The sequence below is a fragment of the Pseudomonas orientalis genome (assembly GCF_022807995.1).
In the GTDB taxonomy this organism is placed as follows: domain Bacteria; phylum Pseudomonadota; class Gammaproteobacteria; order Pseudomonadales; family Pseudomonadaceae; genus Aquipseudomonas; species Aquipseudomonas orientalis_B.
Genome location: NZ_CP094351.1, coordinates 466,347 through 489,616 on the forward strand (window position 1 = coordinate 466,347; position 23,270 = coordinate 489,616).

The 23,270-nt window shown below is 61.6% G+C and carries 17 protein-coding genes; 14 read left to right on the forward strand and 3 right to left on the reverse strand.

Translation table 11 applies throughout. The annotated features are described in order from the left end of the window. The first annotated feature begins 186 nt into the window (after positions 1-186). The 3 genes from rpmE (at position 187) to MRY17_RS01955 (ending at position 2,690) form a co-directional block, all read left to right on the forward strand. Positions 187-420: a 50S ribosomal protein L31 gene (gene rpmE, locus MRY17_RS01945; RefSeq protein ID WP_005784030.1), complete on the forward strand. Its 234-nt coding sequence runs from the start codon at positions 187-189 to the stop codon at positions 418-420. Between the two features lie 14 nt (positions 421-434). Then, the gene (locus tag MRY17_RS01950; RefSeq protein WP_191955927.1) at positions 435-1,244 is read left to right on the forward strand and encodes a thermonuclease family protein; all 810 of its coding nucleotides are present in this window, start codon (positions 435-437) and stop codon (positions 1,242-1,244) included. 177 nt (positions 1,245-1,421) lie between these two features. Beyond that, a complete protein-coding gene (locus tag MRY17_RS01955; RefSeq protein ID WP_243353198.1) occupies positions 1,422-2,690 on the forward strand; it encodes a malic enzyme-like NAD(P)-binding protein in 1,269 nt (422 codons plus the stop codon). A gap of 200 nt (positions 2,691-2,890) precedes the next feature. On the opposite strand, the gene MRY17_RS01960 is transcribed toward MRY17_RS01955, so the two are convergent. Beyond that, positions 2,891-5,353 (reverse strand): penicillin-binding protein 1A, encoded by a 2,463-nt coding sequence (locus MRY17_RS01960; RefSeq protein WP_431768382.1) that lies wholly within the window; start codon positions 5,351-5,353, stop codon positions 2,891-2,893. Positions 5,354-5,571: 218 nt separating this feature from the next. Here MRY17_RS01960 and pilM point away from each other — a divergent pair, with 218 nt between their 5' ends. The 10 genes from pilM to hemE all read left to right on the forward strand — a co-directional run bounded on the left by pilM (position 5,572) and on the right by hemE (position 20,031). After that, positions 5,572-6,228: a type IV pilus biogenesis protein PilM gene (gene pilM / locus MRY17_RS01965; protein WP_243353200.1), complete on the forward strand. Its 657-nt coding sequence runs from the start codon at positions 5,572-5,574 to the stop codon at positions 6,226-6,228. Beyond that, positions 6,225-6,776, forward strand: coding sequence for a PilN domain-containing protein (locus tag MRY17_RS01970; RefSeq protein WP_181282854.1), 552 nt, complete (start codon positions 6,225-6,227; stop codon positions 6,774-6,776). The genes pilM and MRY17_RS01970 overlap by 4 nt, the downstream gene beginning before the upstream one ends. Beyond that, complete coding sequence (locus tag MRY17_RS01975) at positions 6,773-7,744, forward strand: pilus assembly protein PilP (RefSeq protein WP_243353201.1); 972 nt, start codon at positions 6,773-6,775, stop codon at positions 7,742-7,744. The genes MRY17_RS01970 and MRY17_RS01975 overlap by 4 nt, the downstream gene beginning before the upstream one ends. A gap of 69 nt (positions 7,745-7,813) precedes the next feature. Beyond that, entirely contained in the window at positions 7,814-9,139 is a 1,326-nt protein-coding gene (locus MRY17_RS01980) for a type IV pilus secretin PilQ (RefSeq protein ID WP_243353908.1), read from the forward strand. A 4-nt stretch (positions 9,140-9,143) separates the two neighbouring features. Then, entirely contained in the window at positions 9,144-9,662 is a 519-nt protein-coding gene (aroK, locus tag MRY17_RS01985; RefSeq protein WP_124356688.1) for a shikimate kinase AroK, read from the forward strand. Between the two features lie 125 nt (positions 9,663-9,787). Further along, positions 9,788-10,888: a 3-dehydroquinate synthase gene (aroB, locus tag MRY17_RS01990; protein ID WP_191952714.1), complete on the forward strand. Its 1,101-nt coding sequence runs from the start codon at positions 9,788-9,790 to the stop codon at positions 10,886-10,888. Between the two features lie 10 nt (positions 10,889-10,898). Next, complete coding sequence (locus MRY17_RS01995) at positions 10,899-12,473, forward strand: SPOR domain-containing protein (RefSeq protein WP_191952715.1); 1,575 nt, start codon at positions 10,899-10,901, stop codon at positions 12,471-12,473. Between the two features lie 350 nt (positions 12,474-12,823). Then, positions 12,824-17,269, forward strand: coding sequence for a glutamate synthase large subunit (gltB, locus tag MRY17_RS02000; RefSeq protein WP_243353202.1), 4,446 nt, complete (start codon positions 12,824-12,826; stop codon positions 17,267-17,269). Positions 17,270-17,301: 32 nt separating this feature from the next. After that, entirely contained in the window at positions 17,302-18,720 is a 1,419-nt protein-coding gene (locus tag MRY17_RS02005; protein ID WP_243353203.1) for an FAD-dependent oxidoreductase, read from the forward strand. 243 nt (positions 18,721-18,963) lie between these two features. Then, on the forward strand, positions 18,964-20,031 hold the full coding sequence (gene hemE, locus MRY17_RS02010) for a uroporphyrinogen decarboxylase (protein ID WP_243353204.1): 1,068 nt from the start codon (positions 18,964-18,966) through the stop codon (positions 20,029-20,031). Positions 20,032-20,151: 120 nt separating this feature from the next. On the opposite strand, the gene MRY17_RS02015 is transcribed toward hemE, so the two are convergent. Continuing rightward, positions 20,152-21,372: an MFS transporter gene (locus tag MRY17_RS02015; protein WP_431768383.1), complete on the reverse strand. Its 1,221-nt coding sequence runs from the start codon at positions 21,370-21,372 to the stop codon at positions 20,152-20,154. A 172-nt stretch (positions 21,373-21,544) separates the two neighbouring features. On the opposite strand from MRY17_RS02015, the gene MRY17_RS02020 reads away from it, so the two are divergent. Beyond that, positions 21,545-22,438, forward strand: coding sequence for a LysR family transcriptional regulator (locus MRY17_RS02020; protein ID WP_243353206.1), 894 nt, complete (start codon positions 21,545-21,547; stop codon positions 22,436-22,438). A 425-nt stretch (positions 22,439-22,863) separates the two neighbouring features. Here the strand turns inward: MRY17_RS02020 and MRY17_RS02025 are convergent, their stop codons facing one another. Beyond that, the gene (locus MRY17_RS02025) at positions 22,864-23,259 is read right to left on the reverse strand and encodes a hypothetical protein (protein WP_243353207.1); all 396 of its coding nucleotides are present in this window, start codon (positions 23,257-23,259) and stop codon (positions 22,864-22,866) included. Between the last annotated feature and the right edge of the window lie 11 nt (positions 23,260-23,270).

The following is a 23,270-nucleotide window of genomic DNA, read 5'->3' on the forward strand; positions in this document are numbered from 1 at the left end:
GGCGCAGGGGCGCGAGCCTAGCAGACAGGGGAGGGCTTGGGTATGCCATGGTTTTCTGATGAAAGGCGGTTTCCAGTCGGATGTGCGGCTTGCGTGATTGAAAAGGTCTGTTAGAATTCGCGGCCTAATTACGTGCGGTATTCGACAATAGTGTCGAGTGGCGGCACGCTAGCCCGAGGAAGTGCCATGAAAGCCGATATCCATCCAGCGTACGAAACCATCGAAGTCACCTGCAGCTGCGGTAACAAGTTCGAAACCCGTTCGAACCTGTGCAAGCCACTGGGTACTGACGTATGCAACGAGTGCCACCCGTTCTACACCGGTAAGCAGAAAACTCTGGACACCGGCGGCCGTGTACAGCGCTTCGCAGATCGCTTTGGTGCTTTCGGCAAGAAGCCTGCTGCTACTCCAGCAGAGTAAGGCTCAAAAGCCTTATGGGCTTTTGCCAGCTGTTGAAAAAGGCGTCCCTTGCGGGCGCCTTTTTTGTGCCTGCGATTTGGTTTTCCGCCGCCCAGGCCCGGGTGTTCTGCCCCGCGCCAGCTTCAGTGGCGCCCGTGCACGTGCAGCGCGTGGTGGATGGCGACACCGTGCGCCTCAAGGACGGCCGCAGCGTTCGGATGATCGGTATCAACGCGCCGGAGACTGGTAAAAAGGGCCGCTCCGACGAGCCGTTTGCGGTCGCCGCGCGCCAGCGTCTGCAGGCTTTGGTCGACGCCAGTGACGGGCGTCTCGGGCTGGTGCCGGGGCGCGAGCGTAAAGATCGCTACGGCAGAACCCTGGCCCACCTGTATGGCGCCGACGGCAACAACCTCGAGGCGCAATTGCTGGCTGAGGGCCTGGGGTTTCAGGTGGGCGTCGCGCCCAATGTCGAACTGGTCACCTGTCAGCAGGCTGCTGAAAACAGTGCGCGTAAGGCGCGGTTGGGGCTTTGGCGGCAATCGCCGGTACACGGCGTGGCGCAACTCAAGCGGTCCGGGTTCGCTCTGGTCAGCGGACGGGTCAGCAAGATCGAACGCAATCGCGGTGGGGTCTGGATCGAATTGCAAGGCTCACTGGTATTACGCATTGCGCCCGATCTGGTGCGTCTATTCGATGCCGCCATGCTAAATGGTCTGCAAGGCAAGACAATCGAGGCGCGTGGCTGGGTGCAGGAACGCGCCAGGCGCGGCGGGGTGAAAAAAGCTCAGGCCCGTTGGCTGGTGCCGATCACCGATCCGAGCATGCTTGGATCCGCGCAACAATAAAAATTGTAGACATTTTTTAATGCGATTGTGAACACTCCAGCCCTTGTATCCCGTGGCTTTAGACTAAAGTACGCCGCCGCAGGGCCTTGACACCTGTGACTGACCAGTCTTGTAGGGGCTTTACGACACGCGTATCCTCGGCGGTCCGTCGACCAACAGTAAAAGCGGAATGCCGATATGTCTGATTTGAAAACTGCCGCTCTCGAATATCATGCCAATCCTCGTCCAGGAAAGCTGAGTGTAGAGCTCACCAAAGCCACTGCCACTGCCCGTGACCTGTCGCTGGCCTACAGCCCTGGCGTTGCCGAGCCCGTACGTGAAATCGCCCGCGACCCCGAGCTGGCGTACAAGTACACCGGCAAGGGCAACCTGGTTGCAGTGATTTCTGATGGCACCGCAATCCTGGGCCTGGGTAACCTCGGCCCGCTGGCGTCCAAGCCGGTCATGGAAGGCAAGGGCGTGCTGTTCAAGCGCTTTGCTGGCATCGACGTTTTCGACATCGAAGTCGACTCCGAAAGCCCGCAGGCTTTCATCGACACCGTCAAACGCATTTCCATCACTTTCGGTGGCATCAACCTGGAAGACATCAAGGCACCCGAGTGCTTCGAGATCGAAAAGGCCCTGATCGAACAGTGCGACATCCCGGTATTCCACGATGACCAGCACGGCACCGCAATCGTTACCGCGGCCGGCATGATCAACGCCCTGGAAATCGCCGGCAAAACCCTGGGCGAGGCGAAGATCGTCTGCCTGGGCGCCGGCGCCGCGGCCATTTCCTGCATGAAGCTGATCATCAGCATGGGCGCCAAGCTGGAAAACATCTACATGGTCGACAGCAAGGGCGTGATTCAGTCCGAGCGTACCGACCTGAACCAGTACAAGGCGATGTTCGCCCACCCGTCCTCCAAGCGCACCCTGGCTGACGCCCTCGACGGCGCCGACGTGTTCGTCGGCCTGTCCGGCCCGAACCTGCTGAGCGCCGAAGGCCTGAAGTCGATGGCGCCGAACCCTATCGTGTTCGCCTGCTCCAACCCGGACCCGGAAATCTCGCCTGAGCTGGCGCACGCCACCCGCAGCGACGTGATCATGGCCACCGGCCGTTCGGACTACCCGAACCAGGTCAACAACGTGCTGGGTTTCCCGTTCATCTTCCGTGGTGCCCTGGACGTTCGCGCCAAGCGCATCAACGAAGAGATGAAAGTCGCGGCCGCCAACGCCCTGCGTGAACTGGCCAAGCTGCCGGTGCCGCAGGATGTCTGCGACGCCTACGGTGGCGCCAAGCTGGAATTCGGTCGTGAGTACATCATCCCGAAACCAATGGACAAGCGCCTGATCACCCTGATCTCCGATGCCGTGGCCAAGGCTGCCATCGAGACCGGCGTCGCAACCCAGCCTTACCCGAAGAACTACCCGCTGCAAAGCGTGGATGATGTGTTCAACGGCTAAGCCTGCGTAGCGCACCAACAAAAGCCCCGGCTCTCGCGAGTCGGGGCTTTTTTGTGTCCGGCGTTTAAATTGAGCCTTGTGGAGCTCTAAATGTGGGAGGGGGGCTTGCCCCCGATAGCGGTGTACCAGCCACCAGATTCATTGGCTGACAGCCCGCAATCGGGGGCAAGCCCCCTCCCACATTGGAACTGTGTTGCGACTTAGAAGAGGTCGATCGGCGCGCCTTCATCCGCCGGCAGCGGGCTGCCCGGTACAGCTCCGTTGCCCAGCTCGTTGACCGACGGCGGCGTGTCTTCGCTCTTGAACAGCTCGAAGTACGCGTTTGGCGTGCTTGGCGAGGCCGCGCGGCCACTGACCGGGTCGATGCGCAGGCTGAGGATGCCTTCCGGTTCCGGCTGGGTGTGCAATGGCTTGTCCTTCAATGCCGCGCCCATGTAGCTCATCCAGATCGGCAGCGCCACGGTGCCGCCGAATTCGCGACGACCCAGGCTTTCCGGCTGGTCGTAACCGGTCCATACGGTGGTCACGTAGTCGCCGTTGTAGCCGGAGAACCAGGCATCCTTGGATTCGTTGGTGGTACCGGTCTTGCCTGCTATGTCCGCACGGCCCAGGGCCAATGCGCGCCGGCCGGTGCCCTTCTTGATCACGTCTTGCAGGATGCTGTTGAGGATATAGGTGGTGCGCCCATCCACGATGCGCTCGGCCACCGCCGGTGCCTGTGGCTCGCCCGGAGCCGGAGCGTTTGCGGCAGGCGTTGCGCCTGGCGTCGGCTCGATGGTGATGCCGCCGTTACTCGGCGCGGCGAGGCCATCGGTTGCCGCCACGCCATTGACCACATCGCCGGGTACCCGTGGCGGGTTGGCGGTGAACAGTGTGTCGCCGTTGCGGCTTTCAATCTTGTCGATCAGGTACGGAGAGATCTTGTAGCCGCCGTTGGCAAAGGTGCTCCAGCCAGTGGCAATTTCCATCGGCGTGAGGGTCGCAGTGCCCAAGGCCAGGGACAGATTCGGCGGCAGATCAGACTTGGCGAAGCCGAAGCGGGTCATGTAGTCGATGGTCTTGCCCACGCCCATCGCCTGCAGCAGGCGGATCGACACCAGGTTGCGCGATTTGTACAGCGCCTCGCGGATGCGGATCGGACCGAGGAAGGTGTTGGTGTCGTTCTTCGGACGCCAGACCTTGTCCAGGTACTCATCGACGAACACGATCGGCGCATCGTTGACCAGGCTGGCGGCGGTATAGCCGTTATCCAGCGCGGCGCTGTAGACGAACGGCTTGAAGCTCGAGCCCGGCTGGCGCTTGGCCTGGGTGGCGCGGTTGTAGTTGCTCTGCTCGAAGGCGAAGCCGCCGACCAGGGCGCGGATTGCACCATTTTGCGGGTCGAGGGACACCAGTGCGCCCTGGGCGACCGGTACCTGGCTGAATTTCAGGTTGTCATCGGCCTGGCGTTGCACGCGGATCAAATCACCCACCTGTGCCACGTCGGACGGTTGCTTGGGCATCGGGCCCATGCTGTTGGTATTCAGGAATGGACGTGCCCATTTCATGCTGTCCCACGCCACATGCGCCTCGCCGGTGCGGGTCAGTACTTGCACGCCATCTTTGTTGACCTGGGTGACGATAGCCGGCTCCAGGCCACTGATCGAGCGTTGTTTGCCCAACTCGGTGGTCCAGGCGCTCAGGGTCTTGCCCGGCAGACGCGATTCAGGGCCGCGATAGCCGTGACGCTGGTCATAGGTGACCAGGCCATCGTGCAGCGAATGATTGGCAATTTCCTGCAAGTTGCTTGGAACGGTGGTGGTAACGCGGAAACCTTCGGTGTAGGCCTCGCTGCCATACCGGCCAACCATTTCAGCGCGGGCCATTTCGGCGATATAGGGTGCATTCACTTCCGGCGTTGGCACGTGATAGCTGGCATTCAGTGGTTCGGCCACGGCGCTCTCGTAGGCGGTCTGGTCGATCTTGCCGAGCTTGTACATGCGCCCCAGGATCCAGTCGCGACGCTCCTTGCTGCGCGCCGGGTTGGCCAGCGGGTTGAAGCGCGACGGCGCCTTGGGCAGGCCGGCAATCATCGCCATTTGCGCAAGGCTCGCATCACGAATCGACTTGCCGTAGTACACCTGCGACGCCGCCTCGATCCCGTAGGCGCGGTTGCCCAGGTAAATCTTGTTGACGTAGAGCTCAAGGATTTCGTCCTTGGTCAACTGGCGTTCGATCTGCAGCGCCAGCAGGATTTCGGTGGCTTTACGCGAAAAACTGCGCTCGCTGGTGAGGAAGAAGTTCTTCGCCACCTGCATGGTGATGGTGCTGCCGCCGGATTGAATGTGTCCGCTTTTTACCAACTGCGTGGCTGCGCGCACCAGACTGCTGGGGTCGACGCCATAGTGGTTGGCGAAATTATCGTCTTCGGCCGACAGCAATGCGTTAATGAAATTGGGCGGAATGTCGGCGAAACGGATCGGTGTACGGCGCATTTCGCCGAACTCCGCGATCAGTTTTTCATCGCTGCTGTAGACCCGCAAAGGAATCTGCAACTGGATACTTCTGAGGGCCTCTACCGACGGCAAACCCGGACTAAGGTAGAGGTAGGCCCCGCTGAGTACGAGCAGCAGCCCGCAGACGATCGCGACAATGGAGTACCCGAAAAACTTCAGCAGACGAATCAAGGCTTTTGGATTTCCAGAGAAAAGAAAGAGTTACGCGTCGGGGCATGCATGGCAAATGATGGATCGACCCGGGCGGCAGATAAAAAGCGGGAAAAAACGCTGGGCATTAAAGCATTTTCGCCTCCGGGCGTCATTCGCACGGCTCAAACAAGTCGACCGAATGCATGGCCCGCAGGCAACCAGGCGGTCAGACAGGCAAAGCTTCAGGGAGTTTTATGGAAAAGGGATTTTTCAGGCGCAAACACGACATCCTCCTCGGCGTTGACATCAACGACCAAGGTATCAAACTGATCGAACTGGGCCGTTCGGCGCAGGGTTTCAGCATTGAGGGCTGTGTCACGCAGTGCCTGCCGGCGCAGGCGGTGGTCGACGGCACAGTGCTCGACCTCGAAGGCGCGGGGCGGGCGCTGCAGCAGGCATTGTCGCGGCTGCGTAGCCGCGCCAGGCAGGCAGCCGTGGCGGTATCCGGCCCATCGGTGATTACGCGGGTGATTGAAATGGATGCAGGCCTCAGCGACGAGGAAATGGCCTGGCAGATACAAATGGAGGCCGACCAGTACATTCCATACCCTTTGGATGAGGTCGCCATCGATTTCCAGGTGCGCGGCCCGTCACCCCAGGGAGCGGGGCGGGTCGAGGTATCGTTGGCCGCGTGCCTGCGCCAGCAGGTCGAGGCGCGCGAGGCGGTCCTGGGCCTGGCGGGGCTGGTGACGCGGGTGGTGGATGTCGAAGCATTTGCATTGGAGCGCGCTTGCCGTCAGGATTTTGCCAGCTTCACGCCAGGTCATCGAGTCGATGGCGCACAATGGGCCGTCGATGCCCACGGGATGGGAGTGGCTTGCGGTTTGGCCCTGAGGAGTTTCGCTGGATGACACGAATCAATCTTATGCCCTGGCGCCGGGCGCTGGCGGAGCGGCGTCGCAAGTATTTCCTTGGGCTTCTGCTGGCGTTCGCCTGCCTCGCGCTCGCGGCGGTGTGGCTGGCCGATCAAGTGATCGACCAGGCGATAGACCGGCAGGTAACCCGCAACGTGCGCCTGGACGGGAATGTCGCCGAGCATGACTCACGGATCAAGACCATCGACGACCTGCAGGAACGAAGCCAGCAATTGGCGCAGCGCATGAAGGTGATGCAGGATCTGCACGACGCTCGCTCTTCCGGCGCCAGGCTGTTCGATCAGTTGGCTCGCGCGATGCCCGATGGCGTTCACCTGCATGAGGTGGTCGCGAACGGCGATACGCTCAGCATCCGTGGCAGTGCGGACAGCAACCAGGATATCGCCCAGTTGATGCGTGGGTTGGAGGCGTCGCAAGGCGGCCATTCCGCGCGGCTCGAACGTGTTCAGACAGGCGGTGAGCGCGGCGATCATCAGTTTCAGTTGATGGTGCGCCAGGGGGAAACCATCGAGGCGCAGCCGTGAGCCTGTCCAGGCTCGACTTTTCCGCACTCTCCTACAACGCTGCAAAATGGCCCTGGCCTGCAAGGGTCCTGCTTGGCTGCGCGCTGGGCGGCCTGGTGCTGTTGGTAGGGGAGGTGTCGTACCTTGGGACTGCGCGGGAGCGACTGCACGGGTTGGAGGCGCGGGAACAGGTACTGCGCGAGCAGCTTGAAGAGAAAGCCCGTGTGGCCGCCGACCTTGAGGTTTACGCCGAGCACGTCAGGGTGCTGGAAGAGACCGTCGCGGATCTCCAGGGACAGTTGTCCGGTGACTCGGCAGTGCCGGCCTTGCTCGAAGACATCGCCCGGCTGGCGGTTGCCAAGGGCGTATGGGTCGAAGGCATCGCAGTGTTGGATGAGGCGCCGCAGTCGTTCCATATCGAGCAACCTTTGAAGATTGACGTGACAGGGGCCTATCACGACCTGGCGGCGTTCGTCAGTGCCCTGGGTAGCTTGCGGCCTATCGTCACGGTGCATGACCTGGCGTTGCGGCCCGAGGGGGCTTTGTTGCGTCTTGACCTGCTTGCCAAGACCTATCGAAGTGCGTCCCGCGAGGCCCGCGCGCCACAGACGGTCGTCCAGGGGCCGCGCTTTGTTTATGACTCAGCGTCCTTGCGCGACCCGTTTCAACTCAAGGCCTTGCAGCCGGAGCACACGCCTGGGCGGCCCGCCCTTGCTCCGGATCCCACGCGGCCCCGTGGGGTGCTGGAGGGCATCGCAATCGACCGGTTCGACATGGTTGGTACGCTGTCGGGCGGCGGGCAAAGCTTCGCATTGTTGCGTGCCGGATCAACGGTGTATCGGCTGGCGGTCGGCGACTACCTCGGGCCGGATCACGGTCAGGTCACGTCCATTCAAGACAGTCATGTGGAACTGCTCGAGCGCTTTCCCGATGAAAGGGGCATCTGGCTGGAGCGCCCGCGAACCCTGGTATTGAACGTCAACTCATAACGGAATCAAACAATGAAAAGGATTTTCTCGTCCTTCGGTGTGGCGCTATGGATAGCGTTCACGGCACCGATGGCTGCCGCTGTACCCAATCGCGTCGACCTTATCCATCTGCCGCCGCCCGAAAGTAAGCCATTGGCCAGCTATACGGGCGACAAACTGAACCTTAATTTCCAGAACATCGAATTGCGCGCGGCATTGCAGCAAATCGCCGACGTCGCGGGCCTGAACCTGGTGGCCGGTGACGAGGTACAGGGTTCGATCACCCTGCGGCTCAAGGACGTGCCCTGGGACCAGGCACTGGACCTGGTGTTGCAAGCCAAGGGGCTGGACAAGCGGGTGAAGGCCGGCGTCTTGCTGGTGGCCCCCGCCGATGAATTGGCCGCACGCGAATTGCTGACGCTGGAGGCGCGCAAGCAGATGGCTGAGCTGGCGCCGTTACGCCGTGAGTTGCTGCAGGTCAATTACGCCAAGGCGGCGGACCTGGCCAAGCTGTTCCAGTCCGTGACCGGCTTTGAAGGCGCGACCGACGAGCGCGGCTCGGTGGCGGTGGATGACCGTACCAACAATATCATCGCCTACCAGACCGCAGAGCGCCTGGAAGAACTGCGGCGGATCGTGGCGCAACTGGACGTCCCGGTACGCCAGGTGATGATCGAGGCGCGCATTGTAGAGGCCAATGTCGATTACGACAAAAGCCTGGGGGTGCGTTGGGGCGGCCGGCTCCATCGCGGCAATTGGGGCGCCGGGGGAATTTCCAAACCATTGGCAGACGGTGCTCAGCCCGCACAGGGCCCGCCCAGCTCACCCTTTGTCGACCTGGGCTCGCTGACCGGCACCTCCGGCCTGGGTCTGGCCTTTATCACCGACAACCTGTTGCTGGACCTTGAGCTGACCGCCATGGAAAAGTCCGGCAACGGCGAAATCGTCTCACAGCCCAAGGTGGTCACCTCGGACAAGGAAACCGCGCGCATCCTCAAGGGCACCGAGATTCCCTATCAGGAATCCACGTCCCAGGGCGCCACCTCGGTGTCGTTCAAGGAAGCCTCGCTGTCATTGGAGGTTACACCGCAGATCACCCCCGACGATCATGTGATCATGGTGGTCAAAGTCACCAAGGACGAGCCCGACTACCTGAACAAACTCAACGACGTTCCGCCGATCAAGAAAAACGAGGTCAACGCCAAGGTCCTGGTCAAGAATGGCGAGACCATTGTCATCGGCGGGGTTTTCTCCAATACCCAAAGCAAAGTGGTAGATAAAGTGCCATTTTTGGGCGATGTGCCGTATCTTGGCCGCCTTTTCCGGCGCGATGTGCGGGCGGAGAAAAAATCCGAGCTGCTGGTATTCCTGACTCCGCGTATCATGAATAACCAGGCGATTGCTGCGAGTCGTTGATTCTGTGCGAAATTTGATTCTTGTAGGGCCGATGGGGGCTGGAAAAAGCACCATCGGCCGTTTGCTGGCCAAAGAGCTGCGCCTGCCGTTCAAAGATTCCGATAAGGAAATTGAATTGCGCACGGGTGCCAATATCCCATGGATCTTCGATAAGGAAGGTGAACTGGGCTTTCGCGACCGCGAGCAGGCAATGATTGCCGAACTGTGCGGCTGCGATGGCGTGGTATTGGCCACCGGTGGTGGCGCGGTGATGCGCGACGAAAATCGCCGCGCTCTGCATGCCGGCGGTCGGGTGGTGTATCTGCATGCCTCGGTTGAGCAGCAGGTGGGCCGCACCGCCCGTGATCGCAATCGCCCGCTGCTGCGCACGGCCAACCCGGAGAAAACCCTGCGGGACCTGCTTTCGCTGCGCGATCCGCTGTATCGGGAGATCGCCGATCTGGTGGTGGAAACCGATGAACGGCCACCTCGAATGGTGGTACTCGATATTCTTGAGCGCCTGCAACGGCTACCGCCCCGTTAAAGCCTGGCCGCAAATGCGCTATTCTCGGCGGCGCGCCATGACCTTGCGAGGTGTGGCGTAGAGTTATCAGGCAACGTCTGATTCAGGCGTTACCGGTTGTCACTACATCTTCAACGCGGGGACACATGCAGACACTTAAGGTCGATCTAGGCGAGCGCAGCTACCCGATTCATATTGGCGAAGGTCTGTTGGACCTGCCCGAGCTGCTTGCGCCGCATATTGCCGGTCGGCAAGTGGCGATCATCTCCAACGAAACAGTGGCGCCGCTGTATCTTGAGCGTCTGAGCCGCAGCCTGGCGGCGTACTCGGTGATCTCCGTTATCCTGCCCGACGGCGAAGCTCACAAGAACTGGGAAACCCTGCAACTGATCTTCGATGGCTTGCTGAGCGCACGGCATGACCGCCGCACCACCGTGGTCGCCCTGGGCGGCGGTGTGATCGGCGACATGGCCGGCTTTGCGGCCGCCTGTTACCAGCGTGGCGTGGACTTCATCCAGGTGCCGACCACGCTGCTGTCCCAGGTCGATTCGTCGGTGGGCGGCAAGACCGGCATCAACCATCCGCTGGGCAAGAACATGGTCGGCGCGTTCTATCAGCCCCAGGCCGTGCTGATCGACACCGCGACCCTCAACACCCTGCCACCGCGCGAACTGTCGGCAGGGCTGGCGGAAGTCATCAAATACGGGCTGATCTGCGACGAGCCCTTTCTGACCTGGCTGGAAGAACACATGGACGCCCTGCGCGCCCTCGACCAGGTGGCACTCACCGAAGCCATTTCCCGCTCCTGCGCGGCCAAGGCCCTGGTGGTGAATGCCGACGAACGGGAGTCCGGGGTGCGGGCTACCCTGAACCTGGGCCATACCTTCGGCCATGCGATCGAAACCCACATGGGCTATGGTGTGTGGCTGCATGGGGAAGCCGTCGCGGCTGGCACTGTGATGGCATTGGACATGTCGCAGCGCCTGGGCTGGATCAGCGCCCAGGAGCGTGATCGCGGTATCCGTCTGTTCCAGCGCGCCGGTCTGCCGGTGATCCCGCCGTCTGAAATGACCGAGGCGGATTTCCTGGAGCACATGGCAATAGACAAGAAAGTGATCGACGGTCGGCTGCGGCTGGTGCTGTTGCGCCACATGGGCGAAGCGGTGGTGACCGACGATTATCCGAAAGAGATTTTACAGGCCACGCTGGGAGCGGATTACCGCGCCCTGGCCCAGCTTAAAGGTTAATAAGATCCCGATGACTAGTTTGCATGCCGACGAGGCGTTCCTCGGCCATTATCACTTGAGCCATGACCCTTTCGCTCCACGGGTGCCTGGCTTCAAATTCTTCCCTGCCCAGCGCAAGCCGGTACTGGGACAATTGCACCATCTCGCGCGCTACAGCCAGTTGCTGCTGGTGGTCACGGGGCCGTTGGGCAGCGGCAAGACCTTGCTGCGCCAGGCGCTGGTCGCCAGTACCAACAAACAATCGGTGCAGAGTGTCGTGGTCTCGGCCCGTGGTGCCGGTGATGCGGCCGGCGTGCTGCGCCAGGTGGCGCAGGCGCTGGATGTCGCCAACGCTGAGCCGAACGCGATCCTCAAGCAGGTGGTGCAACTGGGCCTGACCGGCCAGGAAGTCTATCTGCTGGTGGATGACGCCGAGCAACTCGACGAGTCCGCCCTGGAAGCGTTGCTGGCGCTGGCGGCGGGTACGCCGGAAGGGCGTCCCCATGTGTTTCTGTTCGGCGAGTCGTCGCTGATCGCCGATCTGGAACAGATCAGCGGTGATCAGGAACTGTTTCACGTCATCGAATTGCAGCCGTACGAAGAAGAAGAAACCCGCGAATACCTGGCTCAGCGCCTCGAGGGCGCGGGGGCCGGTATCGAACTTTTCTCCGCTGCGCAGATCTCTGATATTCACGAAAGCTCCGATGGCTGGCCTGGCAACATCAATCAGGTTGCCCGCGATGCAATGATCGAAGCCATGATTGCCAGCCGCTCCGCGGTCAAGCGTCCAAAGATGGGGTTTACTATGCCTAAGAAGCACGTATTGGCTATTTCCGCCGTTGTCGTGGTCGCTGTTGCCGCCGCCTGGTTGATTCCAGGTCGCAGCAAGGCGCCGACCACCGCCGGCGCGCCAACCGAACAGGCGCAGTTGCCACTGGGCAAGCCCACGCCGAATGTCGAATTCGCCAATTCCGGCCAACCGACCAACCTGCCGATGGTCGGCCAACCTGTCATGCGCGGCCCGCTGGCCGAAGAAGCCGGTGGTATCTCCGAAGGTGACGACGGTGTGCCGGTGGAAGGCTCCAGCGCCACGCCGCCAACCGTGACCACCACTGCGCCGCCTGCTGGCGTACCGGCCGGCACGCCAGCTACCCCAGTGACGCCCGCCACACCCGTTGCCCCGGCCGCCAAGCCGACGCCAGCGCCGACGGTTGCCACGGCCAAGCCTGCACCGGTTGCCAAACCAACTCCGGCGCCTACGCCCGCGGCCAAGCCTGCTGAAAAACCTGCCGCCACCGTCGCCAAGACCGGCGCCGCCGGCAGCAGCTGGTACAGCAGCCAGCCCACCGGTAACTTCGTGGTGCAGATCCTCGGCACCAGCTCCGAGGCCAACGCCCAGGCGTTCGTCAAAGAGCAGGGCGGCCAGTACCGTTATTTCAAGAAAGTGCTCAACGGCAAGCCGCTCTACGTGATCACCTACGGCAGCTTCCCAAGCCGCGCCGCAGCCGATTCTGCCATCAAGGCCTTGCCAGCGAAGGTTCAGGCTGGTAAACCTTGGCCTCGCACTGTTGCCAGCGTTCAACAAGAACTCGCAACTGCTCGCTGAAGATCCGGCGGCCTTACCCAGGCCGCCCCTCCCGGCACCTCAAAAAACTACAACAGCGTGCAGCCCTGAAGGCCGCGCGCTTTGTGGTGTCTGCGTCACGGTAGCTTTTGAGTCGTAGCGGTCAGAATTAAAAAAGTTTTGACTAGCACAGCATATCGCTTTAAACCTTTCATAAATGCGACATAGATTTGCGACATTTCGTCGCTAAATTTGTGAGCGTCTGTGTCGGTGTGTACAATGACCTCCCTTTTGCCCCCGCTAAGCCGGCGTACGTTCGGCGTGGAAGGTAACCGGTTGAATTGAAAAGAAATTTGCCTCGAGAAAAGAGGCAGCCTGGTGAGAAAGTGTCTATGAAAGCAGGTCTGTACCAACCCGATGAATTCAAGGATAACTGCGGTTTCGGCCTGATAGCCCACATGCAGGGCGAGCCCAGTCATACCCTTTTGCAAACGGCCATCGAGGCCCTGACCTGCATGACCCACCGCGGTGGGATCAACGCCGATGGCAAGACCGGTGATGGTTGCGGCTTGCTGATTCAAAAGCCCGACCTGTTCCTGCGCGCTGTCGCCAAAGAGCATTTCGCCGTCGAACTGCCCAAGCAGTACGCCGTGGGCATGGTGTTCTTCCACCAGGACCCGGTCAAAGCCCAAGCCGCTCGCGAGAACATGAACCGCGAGATCATCGCCGCCGGCCTGCAACTGATCGGCTGGCGCAAAGTGCCGATCGACACCAGCGTGCTCGGCCGCCTGGCCAACGAGCGCTTGCCGCAGATCGAACAAGTGTTCATCGCCGGCGACGGCCTGAGCGACCAGGACATGGCGATCAAGCTGTTCACCTCGCGTCGTCGTTCGTCGGTGCTCAACGCCGCCGACACCGACCACTACATCTGCAGCTTTTCCCACAAGACCATCATTTACAAAGGCCTGATGATGCCGGCGGACCTCACCGCCTTCTATCCGGACCTGAGCGATGAGCGCCTGCAAACCGCCATCTGCGTGTTCCACCAGCGCTTCTCCACCAACACCCTGCCGAAATGGCCGCTGGCCCAGCCGTTCCGCTTCCTCGCCCACAACGGCGAGATCAACACCATCACCGGCAACCGCAACTGGGCCGTGGCCCGTCGCACCAAGTTCGCCAACGACCTGATGGACCTCGAAGAGCTCGGCCCGCTGGTCAACCGCGTCGGCTCCGACTCCTCGAGCATGGACAACATGCTCGAACTGATGGTCACCGGCGGCATCGACCTGTTCCGTGGCGTGCGCATGATCATTCCGCCTGCGTGGCAGAACGTCGAGACCATGGACCCGGACCTGCGGGCGTTCTACGAATACAACTCGATGCACATGGAACCGTGGGACGGCCCGGCCGGCGTGGTCATGACCGACGGTCGCTACGCCGTCTGCCTGCTCGACCGTAACGGCCTGCGCCCGGCGCGTTGGGTGACCACCACCAACGGCTTTATCACCCTCGCCTCGGAAATCGGTGTGTGGGACTACAAGCCCGAGGACGTGATCGCCAAAGGCCGTGTCGGCCCTGGCCAGATCCTCGCCGTGGACACCGAAACCGGGCAGATCCTTGACACCGACGCCATCGACAACCGTTTGAAGTCCCGCCACCCGTACAAGCAATGGTTGCGCAAGAACGCCCTGCGCATCCAGGCGACCATGGAAGACAACGACCACGGTTCGGCGTTCTACGACGTCGATCAGCTCAAGCAATACATGAAGATGTACCAGGTCACGTTCGAAGAGCGCGACCAGGTGCTGCGCCCGCTCGGCGAGCAAGGCTACGAGGCCGTCGGCTCCATGGGCGACGACACGCCGATGGCCGTGCTGTCCCAGCGCGTGCGCACGCCGTACGACTACTTCCGCCAGCAGTTCGCCCAGGTGACCAACCCACCGATCGACCCGCTGCGCGAAGCCATCGTGATGTCGCTGGAAGTGTGCCTCGGTGCCGAGCGCAATATCTTCCAGGAATCGCCGGAGCATGCCTCCCGCGTGATCCTCAGCTCGCCGGTCGTTTCCCCGGCCAAGTGGCGCTCGCTGATGACCCTGGAGCGGCCGGGCTTCGAACGCCAGATCATCGACCTGAACTACGACGAGAGCCTGGGCCTTGAAGCCGCTGTGCGCAATGTCGCCGACCAGGCCGAAGAAGCCGTGCGCGCCGGTCGTACCCAGATCGTGCTGACCGACCGCCACATTGCGCCAGGCAAGTTGCCGATCCACGCCTCGCTGGCCACCGGCGCGGTGCACCATCGCCTGACCGAGAAAGGCCTGCGCTGCGACTCCAACATCCTCGTGGAAACCGCCACGGCCCGCGATCCGCACCACTTCGCGGTGTTGATCGGTTTCGGCGCGTCGGCTGTTTATCCGTTCCTCGCGTACGAAGTGCTGGGTGACCTGATCCGCACCGGTGAAGTGCTGGGCGACCTCTACGAGGTGTTCAAGAACTACCGTAAGGGCATCACCAAGGGCTTGCTGAAGATCCTGTCGAAGATGGGCATCTCCACCGTCACCTCGTATCGCGGCGCGCAATTGTTCGAAGCCATCGGCCTGTCCGAAGAAGTCTGCGAGCTGAGCTTTCGTGGCGTGCCGAGCCGCATCAAGGGCGCGCGTTTCGTCGATATCGAAGCCGAACAGAAAGCCCTGGCGGCCGAAGCCTGGAGCGCGCGCAAGCCGATCCAGCAAGGCGGCCTGCTCAAGTTCGTGCACGGTGGCGAATACCATGCGTACAACCCGGACGTGGTCAGCACTCTGCAAGCCGCTGTGCAGCAGGGCGACTACGCCAAGTTCAAGCTCTATACCGCGCTGGTGGATAACCGCCCGGTGTCGATGATCCGTGACCTGTTCAAGGTGAAAACCCTGGACACGCCATTGGCCATCAGCGAAATCGAGCCGCTGGAATCCATCCTCAAGCGCTTCGACTCCGCCGGTATTTCCCTGGGCGCCTTGTCGCCCGAGGCTCACGAAGCCCTGGCCGAAGCCATGAACCGCCTGGGCGCGCGTTCCAACTCCGGCGAAGGCGGTGAAGACCCGGCGCGCTACGGCACGCTCAAGAGCTCGAAAATCAAGCAGGTGGCCACCGGCCGTTTCGGTGTGACCCCTGAATACCTGGTCAATGCCGAAGTGCTGCAGATCAAGGTGGCCCAGGGCGCCAAGCCCGGCGAAGGCGGCCAGCTGCCAGGCGGCAAGGTCAACGGCCTGATCGCCAAGCTGCGTTATGCAGTGCCGGGCGTGACCCTGATTTCGCCACCGCCGCACCACGACATTTATTCGATCGAAGACTTGTCGCAGCTGATTTTCGACCTCAAGCAAGTCAACCCGCAGGCGCTGGTCTCGGTGAAACTGGTGGCGGAAGCCGGCGTGGGCACCATCGCCGCCGGTGTGGCCAAGGCCTATGCTGACCTGATCACCATCTCCGGCTACGACGGCGGCACCGGCGCTTCGCCGCTGACTTCGATCAAGTACGCGGGTGCGCCGTGGGAACTCGGCCTGGCCGAAACCCACCAGACCCTGCGCGGCAACGACCTGCGCGGCAAAGTGCGGGTACAGACCGACGGCGGCCTGAAAACCGGCCTCGATGTGATCAAGGCTGCGATCCTCGGCGCCGAGAGCTTCGGCTTCGGCACTGCGCCGATGATTGCCCTGGGCTGCAAATACCTGCGCATCTGTCACCTGAACAACTGCGCCACCGGCGTGGCGACTCAGAACGAGAAGCTGCGCAAGGATCACTACATCGGCACCGTCGACATGGTGGTGAATTTCTTCACCTACGTCGCCGAAGAGACCCGTGAGTGGTTGGCCAAGTTGGGTGTGCGTTCGTTGGAAGAGCTGATCGGGCGCACCGATCTGCTGGAAATCCTCGAAGGCCAGACCGCCAAGCAGCAACATCTGGACCTGACGCCTCTGTTGGGCAGCGACCACATCCCGGCAGACAAGCCACAATTCTGCCAGGTGGACCGCAACCCACCGTTCGACAAAGGCCTGTTGGCCGAGAAGATGGTCGAGATGGCCGGTTCCTCGATCAACGATGCCAGCGGTGGCGAATTCGCCCTGGATATCTGCAACTGCGACCGTTCCATCGGCGCCCGCGTCTCCGGGGAAATCGCGCGCAAGCACGGCAACCAGGGCATGGCGAAAGCGCCGATCACCTTCCGCTTCAAGGGCACTGCGGGCCAGAGCTTCGGCGTGTGGAACGCCGGCGGCCTGCATATGTACCTGGAAGGCGACGCCAACGACTACGTGGGCAAGGGCATGACCGGCGGCAAGCTGGTGATCGTTCCGCCTGAAGGCAGCGTGTACAAGAGCCAGGACAGTGCCATCATCGGCAACACCTGCCTGTACGGCGCCACCGGTGGCAAGCTGTTCGCCGCCGGTACCGCCGGTGAGCGTTTCGCCGTGCGTAACTCCGGGGCCCACACGGTTGTGGAAGGCACCGGCGATCACTGCTGCGAGTACATGACTGGGGGCTTTGTCGCGGTACTGGGCAAGACCGGTTACAACTTCGGTTCGGGCATGACCGGCGGTTTCGCCTACGTGCTCGACCAGGACAACACCTTCGTCGACAAGGTCAACCACGAGTTGGTCGAGATCCAGCGGATCAGCGGCGAAGCCATGGAATCCTACCGCAACCACTTGCAGCACGTGCTGGACGAGTATGTCGAGGAGACCGGCAGCGAATGGGGTCGTAACCTCGCCGAAAACCTGGATGATTACCTGCGTCGTTTCTGGCTGGTCAAGCCCAAGGCTGCCAACCTGAAATCGTTGCTTTCCAGCATCCGTGCCAACCCGCAGTGATATGCGCCTGAAGAGTTTGATGAGGTTTTAACATGGCTGAACGTCTGAATAACGACTTCCAGTTCATCGATGTCGGGCGCAAAGATCCGAAGAAGAAACTGTTGCGTCAACGCAAGAAAGAGTTCGTGGAAATCTACGAACCCTTCAAGCCCCAGCACTCGGCCGACCAGGCCCACCGCTGCCTGGGGTGCGGTAACCCGTATTGCGAATGGAAGTGCCCGGTGCACAACTTCATTCCCAACTGGCTCAAGCTGGTGGCCGAGGGCAACATCCTCGCCGCCGCCGAGCTGTCGCACCAGACCAACACCCTGCCGGAAGTCTGCGGCCGGGTGTGCCCCCAGGATCGTCTGTGCGAGGGTGCCTGCACCCTTAACGACGGCTTCGGCGCGGTAACCATCGGTTCGGTGGAGAAGTACATCACCGACACCGCGTTCGCCATGGGCTGGCGCCCGGACATGTCCAAGGTCAAGCCGACCGGCAAGCGTGTCGCGATCATTGGCGCGGGCCCGGCGGGCCTGGGCTGTGCCGACGTGCTGGTACGCGGCGGGGTGACCCCGGTGGTGTTCGACAAGAACCCGGAAATCGGCGGCCTGCTGACCTTCGGCATCCCCGAGTTCAAGCTGGAAAAGAGCGTGTTGAGCAATCGCCGCGAAGTCTTCACCGGCATGGGCATCGAGTTCCGCCTGAACACCGAGATCGGCAAAGACATCACCATGGAGCAACTGCTCGCTGAATACGACGCCGTGTTCATGGGCATGGGCACCTACACCTACATGAAGGGCGGCTTTGCCGGTGAGGATTTGCCGGGCGTGTACGACGCGCTGGATTTCCTGATCGCCAACGTCAACCGCAACCTGGGCTTTGAAAAGTCGCCGGAAGATTTCGTCGACATGAAAGGCAAGAAGGTCGTAGTGCTCGGCGGTGGCGACACCGCGATGGACTGCAACCGCACCTCGATCCGCCAGGGCGCCAAGTCGGTGACCTGTGCTTATCGTCGTGACGAAGCCAACATGCCGGGCTCGCGCAAAGAGGTGAAGAACGCCAAGGAAGAAGGCGTGAAATTCCTCTACAACCGCCAGCCGATCGCGATTGTCGGTGAAGACCGCGTCGAAGGCGTGAAGGTGGTCGAGACCCGTCTCGGCGAACCGGATGCCCGTGGCCGTCGCAGCCCCGAGCCGATCCCGGGTTCCGAAGAGATCATCCCGGCCGACGCCGTGGTCATCGCTTTCGGCTTCCGCCCAAGCCCGGCGCCGTGGTTCGAGCAGTTCCAGATCCAGACCGACAGCCAGGGCCGCGTCGTCGCCCCGGAACAGGGCCGGTACAAACACCAGACCAGCAACCCGAAGATCTTCGCCGGTGGCGATATGGTGCGCGGTTCTGATTTGGTGGTAACCGCGATCTTCGAAGGCCGCAACGCCGCCGAAGGCATCCTGGATTACCTGCAGGTCTGACCGCAAATCCCGAGTTGAAACGGGATCAAACTGTGGGAGGGGGCTTGCCCCCGATAGCGGTGTATCAGTCACCAGATTCATTGACTGACCCACCGCCATCGGGGGCAAGCCCCCTCCCACATTTGTTTTGCAGCGCTTTTAAGTCCGCGACAAATTGACCCGATAGACAAAAGGCACGGCTCACTCCGTGCCTTTTGCGTCGCGCTCTGAGAAAATGCCCGCACTTTTTTTGCGGATGCCGACATGACTGCCCTCAAGAACGACCGTTTCCTGCGTGCCCTGCTCAAGCAACCCGTGGACGTCACCCCCGTGTGGATGATGCGCCAGGCCGGTCGCTACCTGCCGGAATACCGCGCCAGCCGCGCTCACGCCGGCGACTTCATGAGCCTGTGCATGAATCCTGCGTTCGCCTGCGAAGTCACGATGCAGCCGCTGGACCGCTACCCCCAACTGGACGCGGCCATCCTCTTCTCCGACATCCTCACTATCCCCGACGCCATGGGCCAGGGCCTGTATTTCGAAACCGGCGAGGGCCCGCGCTTCAGGAAGGTCGTCAGCACCCTGGCCGATATCGAAGCCCTGCCGATCCCCGATCCGCACAAAGACCTCGGTTATGTGATGGATGCCGTCAGCACCATCCGCCGCGAACTCAATGGTCGCGTGCCGCTGATCGGCTTCTCTGGCAGCCCGTGGACCCTGGCTACCTACATGGTCGAAGGCGGCTCGTCGAAAGACTTCCGCAAGACCAAGGCCATGCTCTACGACAACCCGCAAGCGATGCACCTGCTGTTGGACAAGCTGGCGCAGTCGGTCACCGCCTACCTCAATGGCCAGATCATGGCCGGCGCGCAAGCGGTGCAGATTTTTGACACCTGGGGCGGCAACCTCTCGGCGGCGGCCTACCAGGAGTTCTCCCTGGCCTACATGCGCAAGATCGTCAGCGGCCTGATTCGCGAACAGGAAGGCCGCAAGGTGCCGGTGATCCTGTTCACCAAAGGCGGCGGCCTGTGGCTGGAAAGCATCGCCGACGCGGGCGCCGACGCACTGGGCCTGGACTGGACCTGCGATATCGGCGAAGCCCGCCGTCGCGTTGGCGGCCAGGTTGCACTGCAAGGCAACATGGACCCGACCGTGCTGTACGCCAAGCCGGAAGCGATCCGCACCGAAGTCGGCCGCATCCTCGCCAGCTACGGCAAGGGCACCGGGCACGTGTTCAACCTCGGCCATGGCATCACCCCGGAAGTGAACCCCGAGCACGCAGGCGCCTTCCTGCGCGCGGTGCATGAACTGTCCGCCCAGTATCACGAATAAAACACAAAACCAATGTGGGAGGGGGCTTGCCCCCGATAGCAGAGTGTCAGTCAACAGATTCATTGACTGGATCACCGCTATCGGGGGCAAGCCCCCTCCCACATTAAAAGCCAGAAACCTTCAGACCTGCCCCAGCGGCGGCAGCTTCGCCAGCTTCAACGCCACCAGCAACGCGCCAATCAACAGCGCCACGATAAACCCGCCAATCCCGTTCCATCCGCCCAAGTGCCAGAAGAACCCGCCCGCCGTCCCGGCAATGCTTGACCCTGCGTAATAGCAAAACAGATACAGCGACGATGCCTGTCCCTTGGCCCTCACCGCACGCCGGCCGATCCAGCTACTGGCTACCGAGTGGGCGCCGAAGAAGCCGAAGGTAAAGATCAGCATGCCCGGCACCACCAGCCATAGCGGGCTGAACAGGGTCAGGGTCATGCCGGCGAGCATCAGCACAATGGTGCCCCACAGCACGCGACGGCGGCCCAGGCGGTCAGCCAGAGAGCCGATTTTCGCCGAGCTGTAGATGCCTGACAGATACACCAGCGACAGCAGGCCGACCACAGCCTGGCTGAGGTCATACGGATCGGCCAGCAGGCGGTAGCCGATGTAGTTGAACAGCGTCACGAACGCGCCCATCAGTAGGAAGGCTTCAAGGAACAACCACGGCAGGCCCGCGTCCTTGAAGTGCATCACGAAGCCATCGAGCAGGTTGCGCGGCTTGAGGCTGCTGGCGCGGAAGTTGCGCGATTCGGGAAGGATTTTCCAGAATACGGTCGCGGCGATCAGCGCCAGGCCGCCGATGATCAGCATTGCGGTGTGCCAACTGACGAAGTCGATCAATACGCCGATGATCAACCGTCCGCTCATGCCGCCAATCGCGTTGCCGCCGATGTAGAGGCCCATGGCCAGGCCGATGTGCTGCGGGTGGATTTCTTCGCTCAGGTAGGTCATGGCTACGGCGGCCAGGCCGCTCAAGGACAAGCCCACCAGTGCACGCATGAACAGAATGCCTTCCCAGCTCGGCATCAAACCACTGGCAATAGTGGCCAGGGCCGCGCAGAACAGTGCGGCGACCATTACCGGCTTGCGCCCCAGTCGGTCGGAAATCGGCCCGGTGATCAGCAGGCCGAAGGCAAGCATCGCCGTGGCGACTGACAGGATCAGGCTGCTCTGCGCCGCATTGATGGAAAACTCGTGGGACAAGGCCGGCATCATCGGCTGCACGCAATACAACAGGGCAAAGGTGGCAAACCCGCCGGAGAACAGCGCCAGCACCGTGCGCATGAACATCGGCGTGCCTTTTTCGATGTAGGCGTCATTGAGCTGCGCCACCACTTCATCGATGGCGGTCGGCGTGGTTTGTTGGGCAAGTGGAGCAACAGCAGGATTCACGGGAACCTCGGGGGAGCAAAGACTGCCAGGACCGACAATGCAAAAAAGAATATAGCTGGCTAATGATTCTTTCCAATATATTGTTCGACCTGTTTGATAGCTTTAACGACCTAATGAGGCTGGCATGGAATTACGTCATCTGCGGTACTTCATCGCCGTCGCCGAGGAGCTGCACTTTGGCCGTGCCGCGCAAGTGCTGGGCATTTCGCAACCACCGTTGAGCCAGCAGATTCAGGCGTTGGAACATCACGTGGGCGCACGGCTATTTGAGCGTACCAATCGTCGGGTCGAGCTGAGCGAAGCGGGCCGCCTGTTTCTGCATGAGGCGCGCCTGGTGCTGGCGCAAGTGGACAAAGCGGCGGACGTCGCACGGCGGGCGCAGATGGGAGAGCTGGGAGAGCTGAAAATCGGCTTCACCTCGTCGGCGCCCTTCAATGCCAGCATTCCGCAGGCGATCTTTGCGTTTCGCCAAGCCTTTCCAGCCGTGCACTTGAGCCTGCAGGAAATGAGCAGCACCGAGGTGGCCGAGTCGCTGCTGGATGAATCGATCCAGGTCGGGCTGATGCGGCCTTTGCCGTTGCCCGAATCACTGTGTGTGGTCGAGCTGATGCGCGAGCCCCTGGTGGCGGTATTGAACGCCGGGCACCCTTTGGCCCAGAACAGCGAGCGCGGCTTGCACCTGGCGCAATTGGCGCAAGAGGCGTTCGTGTTTTTCCCGCGCACCTACGGCAGCGGTCTCTATGCGCAACTGCTCAGCCTGTGCCGTGACGCCGGGTTCAGCCCGCATGTCGCCCAGGAGGCGGGGGAGGCGATGACCATCATCGGTCTGGTGGCGGCGGGGTTGGGCGTCTCGGTGCTGCCGGCGTCGTATCAACGGATACGGATCGATGGTGTGGTGTATCGCACGTTGCTGGATCCGGAAGCGGTGACCGCGGTATGGCTGGTGCAGCGCAAGGGCGCGCAGACGCCGATGGCGAGGGCGTTTGTGGAATTGTTGACGCGTAGGGCGGGGGCGTAGGCATGTTCACATATCAGGTAACGCAACCAGCTTAGTGATTGGCAGGGGCGAGTCCGACGTGCTGGGCTAAATGCGACATTGTCGCGACAGTGAGTCTGGGCTGATTGGACCGAATAAAAAGTAAAGATCGTCATGGCAAACGAACTTACAAAATTGCAGAACTTACCCATGACCAGTATGTGGCGATAAAAGCGGCGGTGCGCAGTGCGCTCGGCTTGCGATAAAGCAGGCTCTGAATGGCCGGCGTTTTGCCACTGATTGCAGGCAATCTGTTTTCAGGCATACTGACCGAGTTCCCGAAAGGGGCTTGTGAGACTCTGAGGATCCTGGGTAACCAGCCATTGCAGAGCCAGGCAGGAAGCGGCGATGACAAGCCAACCTGTTTGTGAAGAGGGCGCCGAAAGGCGCCCTTTGTCGTTTCTGGCCTACTGCATCCCCGCCGAGCGCAAACCCGCCAGAATATCCCGGTCCAGCATGCTCACCCAACGGTTGTAGTTGCGATGGATCTTGCCGTCCTTGTAGCCCAGTTCACGGCTGTCGCGGTAGGTGATGGCGTAGCTGTTGCGGGTGTAGCGGATGTCGATGGCCGCATAGAACTGGCCGCGCACGGTGATGTCAGCCTGCACCAACTGCGGGCTCAGGCGTTGTACCGCCCACTCGCGTTTTTGCAGGGCGCTGACGATTACCTGTTTCATTGTTTCTTCGCTGCGCTGGGTTGTGGCCGGCAGCTCGTGCTGGGTGTTGAGCACCGGTTTACTGGTGCAACCGGCGGTGGTCAACAGGGCCAGGGCGATCAGGGTGGCGCGTAGCAGGGAGGACATTCCGTTTTCTC